Here is a 12,456-nt window from a genome sequence, read left to right as displayed (position 1 = left end):
ATGGATACTCCAAACAATTTAATTCTACCCGCGCTGATCCTTGTTCCGTTCATTGCAGGTTTTATTTGCTGGCTGGTCGATAAACTCGACGATAAATTACCGCGTTACATTGCTTTAGTGGGCATGCTCGTTACTTTGGGCTTAACCGTCGCATTGTGGCAAGGTGCCAGCTATAACTATGAATTAGGCGCTCAAGTTCCAACTTGGTCGGCTGAATTTATGTTGCCTTGGATTCAAACCCTAGGCATCAACATTCACCTAGCGGTGGATGGCTTATCTTTACTCATGGTGGGATTAACCGCATTACTGGGTATTTTAGCGGTAGGCTGTTCATTTGGTGAGATTCAAAAGAATGTCGGTTTCTTCCACCTTAACCTTTTATGGTCTTTGGGTGGGGTAATTGGTGTATTCCTTGCGATTGACTTGTTCCTGTTCTTCTTCTTCTGGGAGATGATGCTTGTACCAATCTACTTCCTGATTGCGTTATGGGGTCATAAAGGTTCAAACGGTCGTTCACGGGTTTACGCTGCAACCAAATTCTTCATCTACACGCAAGTTGCTGGTTTAATCATGTTAGTGGGTATCTTAGGTCTAGTGATCTACGGATACATGATGTCAGGTACAATTTCGTTCAACTACAACTATTTATTGGCTGTGGCGAATACCCTTGACGCACAATTACCAGCAGTCGCTTATGCCTTCATGATCTGTTTATTCATCGGTTTTGCGGTAAAACTTCCAGTTTTCCCATTACACGGTTGGTTACCAGATGCACACGCACAAGCGCCTACAGCGGGTTCTGTCGACCTTGCAGGTATTTTGATTAAAACTGCAGCATACGGTTTACTACGTTTCGTGATTCCATTCTTCCCAGCGGCTTCTGCTCAGTTTGCTGACATTGCCATTATTTTGGGTTTAATTGGTGTGTTTTACGGTGCGTGGTGTGCTTTCCAGCAAACCGATATGAAGCGTTTACTTGCGTATACCTCTATTTCGCACATGGGCTTCGTATTACTTGCAATTTATGCAGGTAATATTCTGACTTACCAAGGCTTAATGATCATGATGTTGGCACATGGCTTGTCATCTGCAGCTCTGTTCATTATGTGTGGTCAAATTTATGAGCGCGTACACACACGTGACATGCGTTTAATGGGCGGTATTCGTGGTCAATTCCAATACCTTTCATTCTTCCTGATGTTCTTTGTGGCAGCGTTAGTTGGTATTCCTGGTTTAGGTAACTTTATTGGTGAATTCCTGATTTTAATGGGTTCATTTGAACAGTTCCCAGCCTTCACAATTATTGCGGCAATCAGTTTAGTTTTTGCAGGTGTTTACGGTTTAATCCTGATTCACAAAGCCTTATTTGGTGTACCAAATGAAGAGCAAAAACAACACTATGCAAATCCGTTAAAAGATTTAAATGCACGTGAAGTTGTGATTCTTTCAATTTGTGCGCTGGGTCTAGTATGGCTTGGTCTCTATCCACAAACCTTCCTTGATATTTCAAATTCAAGTATGGCGTGGTTAGCAAATAGCTACATCCCAGTTCAAGAAGTAGTTGAAGTTACACAAGAAGTAACAGCTCAACTCGAAAATGTGGAGATCCAATAAGCCATGAACTTCACAATGTCATTTTCTGAGCTTATGCCTTTAGCTCCTGTGATGATCGTGGCTTTAACTGCGATTATCGTGATGATCCTTACTGCAATTAAGCGTAACCATAACTTAATTGCTACAGCATCAGTGGTGGGCTTGAACCTCGCTGCTGCTTACCTTTTACTCATGATGTTTGGCGGGAATTTTGCTCCTGCCAGCGTGATGGGCATGTTTATGATTGATCCGTTCACTTTGTTATATCAACTGGTGATTCTGATCGCAGCATTGGCATGTTCTACTTTGTCGCATGCGTATATTGAAACGTATAAAGACAACCGCGAAGAACTCTACATCTTAATGTTATGTTCGGTTACGGGCGCTATGTTGATGGTGGCAAGTTCGCACTATGCATCGTTCTTCATTAGCCTTGAGTTAATGTCAATTCCTGTTTATGGCTTATTGGCATATACCCACCAGCGTTCTAAATCTTTAGAAGCGGGCGTGAAGTACTTGGTATTGTCTGCAACTGCTTCAGCAATGTTGCTTATGGGCATGGCGTACATTTATGCATACACAGGTTCATTGTCGTTCTATGACTCTGTACAAGCATTAATGCAAAATATCCAACAGCCATTGGTCGTTTTAGGTTTAGGCTTAATTGTCTTTGCAGTGGCATTTAAACTCTCTTTGGCACCATTCCACAAATGGACACCAGACGTTTATGACGGTGCACCTGCACCAATCGCAACTTTCCTTGCGACTGCGGCAAAAGTAGCAACCATTGGTGTGTTTGTGCGTTACATGTTGGGGTCAGGTGCAATCCTGATTGACTCGATTGTGACCATCATGACCATTATTGCTGTGCTTTCAATTTTGCTAGGTAACTTCCTTGCTGTACGTCAAGTGAACTTGAAACGTATTTTAGCTTACTCATCAATTGCACACTTTGGTTATTTGATGATTGGTTTAATCAGCATGTCTTATGCAAGCTTGGGCAATGTCAGCGTTTATGTGATTACTTATGTCTTAACCACGATTGGTGCGTTTGGTGCAGTCGCATTAATGTCTAGCCCGTATAACAACGTAGCTGAAGCAGAAAGCTTGGCTGACTACCGTGGTTTGTTCTGGCGTCGTCCAGTATTGACTGCTGTCTTAACCGTGATGATGCTTTCTCTTGCGGGTATTCCACTCACTGCAGGCTTCATTGGTAAGTTCTTGGTAGTGATGGCTGCGGTCACGACTCAGCACTGGTTCTTAGCTGCGATGATCATCGTAGGTTCAGGTATTGGTTTGTACTACTACTTGCGCGTTATGGTGGTGATGTATATGACACCGCCAGATGAACCAAAAATGGACGCTGTTGATCATTGGGGCCAAAAAGTGGGCGGTATTATGGTATTGGTTGCAGCTTTAGCGGTATTGGTGATTGGTGTTTATCCAGACCCAATTATCAAAATGGCACTTGAAGCTGAAATTTTGTCACCCATCCATTTCATGCTGTCACAGCAATAATTTGAAAGAAGTTTAACTTTCAGTCAAAAAGCCTTCATAAATTGAAGGCTTTTTGGTTTATATATACAATAAAAACAGCATATAATAAAACGATATTTGCTTTTCTTTCCTTTTAGGTGTTCTCCCGTGGCTATTCATGAAATCCGTCATCCACTTATTCGTCATAAATTAGGGCTATTACGTCGTGCAGACATCAGCACCAAAAACTTCCGTGAATTAGCACAAGAAGTGACCATGTTGCTGACTTATGAGGCGACTAAAGATTTGCCAGTGGTCGAGCACGAAATTGCGGGTTGGAATGGTGCAGTCACTGTGGACCGTATTGCGGGTAAAAAAATTACGGTTGTGCCAATTTTACGTGCAGGTATTGGCATGTTAGATGGTTTCTTGAACCTGATTCCAAGTGCTAAAGTGTCTGTACTTGGCTTGGAACGCGATGAAGAAACTTTAGAAGCGCGTACTTACTACAAAAAATTAGTACCAGATGTACAAAATCGTATCGCGATGATTATTGACCCTATGCTTGCCACAGGTTCATCTTTAGTGGCAGCAATTGATTTGCTCAAAGCCAGTGGTTGTAAAGACATCCGTGTGATGGTTTTGGTTGCAGCGCCAGAAGGCATTCAACGTGTAGAAGCCGCGCACCCAGATGTGGTGATCTTTACTGCATCGGTTGATGAAGGTTTAAACCAAGATGGTTATATTGTGCCTGGCCTGGGTGATGCAGGCGATAAAATTTTTGGTTCAGTCCAAAAAGATTAAGCTGAATGTTGGTAAAAAAGAGGCATTAACTGTCTCTTTTTTATATACTCACATATAGTGCAGCTCGTAAAAGGTTAAGCCATGAAATCTGAACAATATCAAGGGAAAATCAAACAATACAATGCCGAAAAAGGCTATGGATTTATTGCCGCACCTGAAGGTGAAGTGTTTTTCCATATCTCAGATTTTCCTGCGGCTGAAGGCGAACCAAAGCGCAATGATCGGGTTAAATTTAATGTGGTCCAAAATGGTGATCGTTATAAAGCCATTAATATTGAACCTGTAGAAGATAAATCCAAGAAAGCGAAAAAAGCCAAAGCGGTGGCTGCAAATACGTCTATTACGTCTGCATTGTTATCGAACTTAAAGGGTTAATTTTAAATATTTTCATGAATAGAAAGGGGCATTTCAGTCTCTTTTTTTATACAATAATCAAAAACTAACGTGTAAAGAGTAATTTATGTTTTTAGAAGGGAAAATAAAAACTTATAACGAAGAACGAGGCTTTGGTTTTATTTAAATAGAAGGAGAGCCAAAAGATTTGTTTTTTCATATTAAAGATTTTCCTAATAAAAATCTGCCACCAAAAGTGGGAGAAAATCTAAAATTTCGTAAAGTAGAAGAAAATGGCAAGTTCAAAGCAGATAATATCGTCCGTCTAGATATTAAGGTTGCAGTCGAAAGGCATACGCCTCAATCAAGGGCAATTCATACGACAAAGCAGATTCAAAAAAGACAGCAGAAGTCTGAAAATAACTCATCCAATTTTGTGACTTATATGGGTATATTGATTATATTCGTCTTGGCTTATGCAGTATTTAATAAGTACCAAGCTTGGCAAAATAGCCAGCCTGAAGCTTTATCAGTACAAAAAGCAGTAGAAGTTCCAGTTGTCGAACAGAACTTTACTTGTGATGGGCGTGAGCACTGTAGTCAAATGACGTCTTACGAAGAAGCGTTATTCTTTATACGAAATTGTCCAAATACTAAAATGGACGGTGATGGTGACGGCATACCATGTGAGAGTCAGTTTTAAGTGTTAAAAAAGAGTACCTTGATTGGTACTCTTATGAATTATTTCGCGTCGCAGAACTTCATAAATGCCCTTAAACCAGGCCCTTGGTATTTCTGACGATGCACCAACATGAATAAGGGGCGCGTCAGTTGCCAGAAAGGTGTATCTAAAATCACCAATTGACCTTTTTCCAGTAAAGGTTCAATCGCCAATCGTGAAATACACGACATACCAATTCCACCTGCGACAATTTTTAAAATCGCTTCGTTATGACCCAAAGTTAAACGAATATTGGCATCAGGCAGGTCTTTTAAAATTGCATTGTCAAATACTTCACGAGTACCTGAACCTTCTTCACGTAAAATCCACTCGGCGTCTTCGAAATCTGCGATACTTAAAGCACGGTTTAACTGCGCTAAAGGATGACTTGGTGCACAGCACACTGCGAGCTCATCATCACGCCAATGAATACATTGGAGTTGTGGTAAGTGACAAGAGCCTTCTATCAGGGCTAAATCTAGCTGAAACTGATTTACAGCTTCAATCATTTGGCGGGTATTGCCCACTTGTAATTGTAAATGCGCTTGTGGTTGAATTTGCAAAAAGTCTGCCATTAAATCAGGCATCAAATAGTCACTGATGGTGAGGGTTGCACCTAAACGCAAATCGATGCTTTGCAGCTCGCCTTTAGCAGCCTGTTCAAATGCTTCACAACGCCCCAAAATTTCTAAGGCTTGAGGCAATAAAAAACGACCTAAATCGTTCAGTTGTAGGCGCTTACCCAAACGGTCAAACAGTGGAGCGCCTAAGCCATCCTCCAAATCTGCTAAGGCCATACTTGCAGCACTTTGGGTGAGCTTAACGGCATCACTGGCTTTGGTTACTGTCCCTTCTTGGGCAACTGCTACAAAAACCGCCAACTGGCGTAAAGTCATGCGCATGAATCAAGCCTTAACATTTAAAAAATATTCATAAATTACCCTGACATGCTAACATGAGCACAGTCTTTCATGCCACGCTCAAATCATGTCAATTGAAAAATTTACTTTAGAAAAAGTGCTTTCGGTTCATCGTTGGACCAACACCTTATTTAGCTTCACCATGACCCGACCTGCGCATTTTAAATTTACCGCAGGGCAGTTTGCACGTATCGGGTTAAAAGTGGGCGATGAATTGGTAGTACGTGCTTATTCGGTGGTGTCATCACCCTTTGATGAAACTTTAGAGTTTTTCTCGATTGTCGTGCCAGATGGTGCGTTTACTTCTAACTTGCAGCACCTTCAAGTGGGTGATGAACTGTACTTGGAAAAAATCCCTTATGGTTTTTTGACCTTGGCGCGTTATCAATTGCCTGCACCACACGATTTATGGTTGTTGGCTACAGGTACAGGTCTTGCACCGTTTTTATCCATGCTGCAAGATTTTGAAACGTGGACAAAATATCAATATATCTATTTGGTTTATAGCGTGCGTACCGCAGCCGAATTGGCTTATGTCGATAAAATTCACGAAATTGCCGAAACTTTTGGAGAAGGGCATACAGGCTTTAAATTTATCCCAATTATCACTCGCGACCCTCAAGCAGCTTTGCATGATCGTTTGCCTGTATTAATTGAAAATGGTGAATTGGAACAGGCTGCAGGCAGTGTACTCAACCCTGAAACTAGCCATGTGATGTTATGCGGTAACCCTGCCATGGTTGATGATACTAAAGAAGCCTTAAAAGCACGTGGTTTAAGCATGAATCGCCGCGGCGAAGGTAATATTGCAGTTGAAAATTATTGGTGAGGATGTGATACAACTATTCAAATATCAACTGTTCAAATATATAGCCAGCGCAGGGCTGATGTTTATAGTCGCACAAACCGTACAGGCTGAAACGGTGGAAACTCAGGTTGCTGTGCAAGATCACGTACTCATTTATGATGGGCCACTTAGCCCTGAAGCCAACGCACGTGCAGCGGAATTACTTAAACAGTCAGATAAAATTGATACCTTAAAAATCAACAGTCGGGGTGGCGAGATCGGCTTAGGTATTGATTTGGGCAATTTGGTCTTTGACCATCAACTTAATGTAGAAGTTGCGCAGTATTGCTTTTCTTCTTGTGTCAATTATGTGTTTGCTGCGGGCAAAGTCAAATATTTAAACTTGCGTAGTCAGCTCTGTTTGCATGGCGGCAGTTTGCAAAAAATGCAATTTGAAAGTGCTGAAATGGAGCAAATGTATAACGATTACATTGGCCCAATCCGTGCAAAGGAAACCGCTTTTTTTCAGAAAATTAAAGTTCAGCAAAGCTCAATCATTGCAGGGCAGACTCCTGAATATGAGAAGTATCAAGACTGTGTCGGTTGGCGTTATACATCTAAGAAAATGCGCAGTTTTGGCATAGATCAGGTGCGTTTTAAGCAGGTTTGGTGGCTGCCTAAATCGAGTTTTGAAAATAAATGTATTTTCACAATTCGCTAAAAATTGGTTGTTGAGGTGATCTTCACCATTCATATAAAAACCTCATCTACAATGCTGCAAATGAGGTTTTTGATTGGTGTGATACAATTTTGAAAGTAACTTTTGAGGGCAATACTTGAAAGTGATTCTTCAAAGAGATTAGTGCACAAACATATCCATATATTCGCGGATTTCCTGAATCGCGCTATCGACATCGCTACTTAGCCAAGTCGGTTCAAAAAAACCTGCATAATGCTCTAAGCGTTCTTGTGGAACCACCAAACGCACAGGACATTCTTCTTCAATTAAGCGCCACGGCAAAATTGGCACTTCATTATCCAAAAATGCAGCAATGTTGCGAATGTCAATGATCATAGCATTTACACAATCTGGAAATGGCATGACCGAAAACTCTTCGGTACGGCGACGAAAATATTCTAAATCGCCCCATTTAAGCAGATAGCTTGGCTTGCTAAATTCAATAATACCAATGAGATGCCCATCACGGGTATAGTGCAAGGCACATTGATGAGTGACGTCAGTGTCAAGATCAAGCGATACACTTTGTTGACGATACGCCATAAAGTTCAAAGTACACAAAAAACGGTAGGTGATTATAGCGCATTTCCCCGTGAGAGGCAGCTTTGTCGATATTGGGCAACATAGGTGGTACTTGAGGTATATTACATCTTTTCACCATCTTGCTATGTATTTTCACACAATAAGCGTGATGAGCTTGTTAGTATAAAAATTCATCAGATAAATACATAAGTGAGGGGAACATGCCACATGATTTGAATAAACCACCTCATGTAAACTCAGCTGAAGATATTAAGCGAAAAAAACGTATTCCAGTATATATGCTTGTACTGGTGGGAATTTTTTTATTGGCATTGCTGATTTACATGTTGGCGGATCGCAAACCGAGTCCAAGCGAAGCACCTCCTGGACATCCGAATCCAACTGTACAACAAGCAACGCCAAATAGCACGACTACGGGCACAGCTGGAGATGAAGCACGTGCGGATGACAGCAATACTGCAACAGCAACAGATCAGTAGTTTAGCCTAAGCGTCAAAAAATCGTATTTATAAATTTAGCCTTGCCTAGTTGCAGGGCTTTTTTGTGGATTTTCGCAAGCTTTATTATCCCTCCTTTGTAGAATTGTTGCGATTCTGCATCTCAAGGTTGAATAAAAAATATGCAAATTCTATGGTGGGTAGAGCTTAACTCAATAATTTGAATCGATAAAAAGCAGTTTTGCGCTGCAGCGCAAACCTAAAAATGAAGCTAAACACCATGAGGATTAAACAAGATGAATGATTATTTAAATGGCAACCTACATGGTAGAGGTTTTAATGCCATGTATTATTGGGAGCAATTTCAGCCCATTTTAGCTGCAGTCGCAATTTTACTTGTCGGGTGGGTGATTGCATTATTGGTTGCGGGTGGAATTAAAAAGGTTCTACAAAAATTGGGTACGGATCATAAATTATCAAATGCAACGGGGCATCGTTCAAATATTGAACTGATTGTGTCACGTGTCGTGTTTTGGGTGATTTTAATTATTGCGGTCATTGGAGCGCTAAATGTGTTGAATCTGACCAGTGTCAGTGGGCCATTCAGTAATATGATTCAGCAGTTCTTACTGTTTATTCCTTCTTTGCTTGCTGCTGTTGCTGTTGCTTTTATTGGTTGGATTTTGGCAAATCTGGTCAAAGTGGGCATGCAAAAACTGTTGGCACGTACCCAGTTGGATGAAAAACTCAGCGCCGATGTCGGTGTGAGTGGCTTAAGTCAAAATATCAGTGAAATTGTTTATTGGCTGATTTTATTGCTGTTCTTGCCAATTGTACTTTCTATATTAGGCTTAAACGGTCTGTTGTTCCCTGTGCAAAATATGGTGAATGAAGTTGTGCTTTATTTACCGAATATTTTCATTGCAGGCGTGATTGTTTTTGTCGGATATATTTTGGCAAAAATTGTTCGTGGCATTGTCGAAGGTTTACTGGGCAGCCTGAATATTCAACAGCATGCTGAAAAAGTTGGCATCTTTAAAAATTCAAATTTACCTAAATTACTCGGTTCGTTTGTTTTTGCCTTAGTTATTATCACAGCTTTAATCATTGGTTTTGAAGCACTCGGCATTGAAGCTATTTCGCAACCTGCAACAGCCATGCTGTATGAAATTATGAATGCGATTCCGCATATTATTGCTGCGGGTCTGATTCTTATTTTAGCGTATGTTGTGTCACGCTTTGTTGCCAATATTGTGGTAGAAGTGGTTGCAGGTACAGGTGTAGATGAAATTCCTGCCAAACTTGACCTACAACGTTTTTTAGGCACAACTAAAATTTCATGTGTAGTCGGTTATCTGATTGTGTTCTTTACCATGTTGTTTGCTGTATCTGAAGCAGCAAATCGCTTGGGCTTTGAGCAAGTCAGTGGCTTGATTGCCATGTTCATCCAGTTTGGTGCCGACATTCTGTTGGGTGCTGTTATTCTGGTAATGGGCTTCTGGCTAGCAAATTTGGTGGCCAAAGTGGTACAACGTGGCGAATATAATAGCTCACGTTGGTTAGCGAACTTGGTCCGTATTCTCATTATGGGCTTAGTGGTGGCGATGGGCTTACGTGCGATGGGTATTGCTGACTCTATCGTGAACTTGGCCTTTGGTTTAACTCTCGGTTCTGTTGCAGTGGCTTTCGCACTTGCCTTTGGTTTAGGTGGTCGTCAACCTGCAGAGCGTGTGTTAACTGATTTGATTGATAAAGCTAAACGTGAGGCAAATCAACCGAATCCTTTGCACAAGACAGAAACGGCAACGTCAGCATCAAGTGTGATGACACCTATTGTATCTGAGCAGCCGCAAGCGTCTGTAAGTGATGTGACTACAACACCTGAAGCGGCAACTGATCATGCAGTGCCAGATACCTTAAAGGTTGATCCTGAACATCCACCAGTCAACAACCCATTTGGTTCGACAGGTGATGCTGAACCAGATGTCGATGAACATCCAAAAAATGACCCGAAATAACCTGTTCAAATTTTGATTTGAATCGCTAAGATGATTGACCAATCACCGTATTGGTCGATTTCTTTTCGGTATTCATTAAAAAAGAGGAAACGATAATGTCCAAATCAGCACCCGATAAGTTTTTTGCCCCAATCGTGATTGCTGGCATCACCATCGGCTTTTTTGTTGCAGCCTATAAATTTGTTTTTGCCAAGCCAGAAGCCACCGCAAAACCAACTGAAAATGTTGAGAAAAATCATCCAAAAGAGGATAGACCAAGCTCTTAAATTATGTTAAAAATTAATCAACTTTGGCAGGAATGAGCCAAAGAATGATTTGGATAAATCAGATCAATAGCTTGGAAAGCTTGATGAGGGTTTAAGGGAAAAATAAAAAACTTGGGTTTTAACCAAGCTGAAATATTTGAGTCTTAAAATTCGCGCAAGGATGACAATAATGAGAGAAATCAATATGCTAAACAAATTACGTATCTGTTTAAGAGTTCAAGTGGCAAATTCGTTACCAATGCATCAGCAAAATGCGGTGCTCAAAATGCAGCAAACTGAATCACGTTTGGCAAATACGCCAAAATTAGTATTATTTCGTACCGATTATTTAGAATAAAATAACAGGATTCACGTATTGCTCAGTCGTTAAAGTGCGTGATGGTGTTAAAGAAAAAGCCAGTTTAGAAAAAACTGGCTTTTGTTATTTTAAAATTTGATCGGCAAGATCAATATTATTCTGTTTAGACTCGAAGCATTTTTATCACATTCATTTATTTGCATGTTTCATCTAAAAGCGAACTTAAACATACTCCGATGCTGCATGTGCAGATGACCATGCCCATTGAAAGTTATAGCCACCTAAATGTCCCGTTACATCTAAAACTTCCCCAACAAAATACAAGCCTTTTTGTTTTTTACTTTCCATAGTTTTAGAGGAAACTTCTTGGGTATCTATACCGCCTAAAGTGACTTCGGCAGTACGATAACCTTCTGTGCCTGATGGTTTGACTTCAAAAGCATTTAAACGTGCTGCAATATGTTCTAGCTTGTCATCACTAATATTGCCAACTGCAGTTTCAGAAAGCGTAGGCCAAATTAGTTGCTGTAACTCAGCTACTACACTTTTTGGCAAATGTTCACTGAGCAAGGTGCGCAGTAAGACTTTAGGACTTCTTTGCTTTTTATTTTTAAAAAAGTCATAGAGTTCTAAGTAAGGAAAAAAGTTAATTTTAAAATTTTGTCCGACATCCCAATAATTAGAAAGTTGTAAGGCACTTGGCCCACTTAAACCACGATGGGTAAATAGCAGTGCTTCGGTAAAACTATTCAATGAATTTGATAAAGTCACATCCACCGCATTGCCGCTTAAACGTGTAGTGATTTCTTTAAAGCTGTCTGAGAAGGTAAAAGGCACTAAACCTGCGCGGGTCGGGTAAACACGATGACCAAACTGTTTGGCAATTTCATAACCGATGCCTGAACCACCTAAAGTAGGAATAGATAAACCACCTGTGGCGACGACCACAGCACTTGCTTGGAAATACCCTAAAGTCGTTGCAATTTGAAAACCTTAATCATCTAGGGCATTCACAGCTTTGACTTCACAATTGGTTTGAATATCGACCAAATTGGTTTTTTCACATTCGGCTAAGAGCATGGCTAAAATTTCTTTAGCGCCGTTTAAAGTGAATAATTGCCCGTGTTTACGTTCTTCATATTCAATGCCGTATTCGCAGACCAAACCAATAAAATCCCAGTTGGTATAACGGGTGAGAGCAGAAATGACAAAATGTGGATTATGTGAAATATAATGGATTGGTTCGACTTCTAAGTTGGTGAAATTACATTTACCACCACCAGACATTAGAATTTTTTTGCCCACTTTATTGGCTTTTTCCAATACCAATACTTTACGACCACGTTGTGCTGCCATGTAAGCAGTCATCAGCCCCGATGCACCCGCACCTAATACCAAAACATCATATTGATTTGCAGTTGCCATGTTGCACCGAGAGAAATGAGAAAGCGCATTATTATAGACTTTATCGTTTGTCGTTGCCGCTTTTTTGCAATTGAATTGTGGTTGAGATGTCAGTCA

The 12,456-nt window shown here is 40.7% G+C and carries 13 protein-coding genes and 1 pseudogene; 11 read left to right on the top strand and 3 right to left on the bottom strand.

All coding sequences use genetic code 11. The features are described 5' to 3' along the window. From nuoM to LZP46_RS10940, 5 genes are all read left to right on the top strand, one after another. A complete protein-coding gene (gene nuoM, locus LZP46_RS10960; RefSeq protein WP_236093845.1) occupies positions 1-1,614 on the top strand; it encodes an NADH-quinone oxidoreductase subunit M in 1,614 nt (537 codons plus the stop codon). Positions 1,615-1,617: 3 nt separating this feature from the next. Then, the gene (gene nuoN, locus LZP46_RS10955) at positions 1,618-3,111 is read left to right on the top strand and encodes an NADH-quinone oxidoreductase subunit NuoN (RefSeq protein ID WP_236093844.1); all 1,494 of its coding nucleotides are present in this window, start codon (positions 1,618-1,620) and stop codon (positions 3,109-3,111) included. Positions 3,112-3,237: 126 nt separating this feature from the next. Next, positions 3,238-3,873, top strand: a complete 636-nt coding sequence (upp, locus tag LZP46_RS10950) for a uracil phosphoribosyltransferase (protein ID WP_019836328.1) — start codon at positions 3,238-3,240, stop codon at positions 3,871-3,873. An 81-nt stretch (positions 3,874-3,954) separates the two neighbouring features. Then, entirely contained in the window at positions 3,955-4,248 is a 294-nt protein-coding gene (locus LZP46_RS10945; protein WP_236093843.1) for a cold-shock protein, read from the top strand. Between the two features lie 145 nt (positions 4,249-4,393). After that, complete coding sequence (locus tag LZP46_RS10940) at positions 4,394-4,909, top strand: excalibur calcium-binding domain-containing protein (RefSeq protein ID WP_236095213.1); 516 nt, start codon at positions 4,394-4,396, stop codon at positions 4,907-4,909. A gap of 38 nt (positions 4,910-4,947) precedes the next feature. Here the strand turns inward: LZP46_RS10940 and gigC are convergent, their stop codons facing one another. After that, positions 4,948-5,829 carry a LysR family transcriptional regulator GigC gene (gene gigC, locus LZP46_RS10935; protein ID WP_019837525.1) on the bottom strand — a complete coding sequence of 294 codons (882 nt, stop codon included), beginning with the start codon at positions 5,827-5,829 and terminating at the stop codon, positions 4,948-4,950. Positions 5,830-5,914: 85 nt separating this feature from the next. On the opposite strand from gigC, the gene LZP46_RS10930 reads away from it, so the two are divergent. After that, positions 5,915-6,676, top strand: a complete 762-nt coding sequence (locus tag LZP46_RS10930) for a ferredoxin--NADP reductase (RefSeq protein WP_236093842.1) — start codon at positions 5,915-5,917, stop codon at positions 6,674-6,676. 4 nt (positions 6,677-6,680) lie between these two features. Then, positions 6,681-7,355, top strand: coding sequence for a hypothetical protein (locus tag LZP46_RS10925; RefSeq protein WP_236093841.1), 675 nt, complete (start codon positions 6,681-6,683; stop codon positions 7,353-7,355). Between the two features lie 138 nt (positions 7,356-7,493). Here the strand turns inward: LZP46_RS10925 and LZP46_RS10920 are convergent, their stop codons facing one another. Further along, complete coding sequence (locus LZP46_RS10920) at positions 7,494-7,916, bottom strand: hypothetical protein (protein ID WP_070152645.1); 423 nt, start codon at positions 7,914-7,916, stop codon at positions 7,494-7,496. A 200-nt stretch (positions 7,917-8,116) separates the two neighbouring features. On the opposite strand from LZP46_RS10920, the gene LZP46_RS10915 reads away from it, so the two are divergent. The 4 genes from LZP46_RS10915 (at position 8,117) to LZP46_RS10900 (ending at position 10,974) form a co-directional block, all read left to right on the top strand. Continuing rightward, the gene (locus LZP46_RS10915; RefSeq protein WP_236093840.1) at positions 8,117-8,395 is read left to right on the top strand and encodes a hypothetical protein; all 279 of its coding nucleotides are present in this window, start codon (positions 8,117-8,119) and stop codon (positions 8,393-8,395) included. A gap of 254 nt (positions 8,396-8,649) precedes the next feature. After that, a complete protein-coding gene (locus tag LZP46_RS10910) occupies positions 8,650-10,371 on the top strand; it encodes a mechanosensitive ion channel (protein ID WP_236093839.1) in 1,722 nt (573 codons plus the stop codon). A 95-nt stretch (positions 10,372-10,466) separates the two neighbouring features. After that, entirely contained in the window at positions 10,467-10,637 is a 171-nt protein-coding gene (locus LZP46_RS10905) for a hypothetical protein (protein WP_004975491.1), read from the top strand. 169 nt (positions 10,638-10,806) lie between these two features. Further along, positions 10,807-10,974: a hypothetical protein gene (locus tag LZP46_RS10900; protein ID WP_236093838.1), complete on the top strand. Its 168-nt coding sequence runs from the start codon at positions 10,807-10,809 to the stop codon at positions 10,972-10,974. Between the two features lie 183 nt (positions 10,975-11,157). On the opposite strand, the pseudogene LZP46_RS10895 reads toward LZP46_RS10900, so the two are convergent. After that, positions 11,158-12,360 (bottom strand): annotated as a pseudogene (locus LZP46_RS10895) (NAD(P)/FAD-dependent oxidoreductase). Between the last annotated feature and the right edge of the window lie 96 nt (positions 12,361-12,456).

Origin of the sequence: Acinetobacter sp. SCLZS86, from assembly GCF_021560715.1 — a bacterium.
GTDB classification, from domain to species: Bacteria; Pseudomonadota; Gammaproteobacteria; order Pseudomonadales; family Moraxellaceae; genus Acinetobacter; species Acinetobacter towneri_A.
The sequence above is the reverse complement of the archived record's forward strand: the minus strand, read 5'-3'. Positions and strand labels throughout refer to the sequence as shown.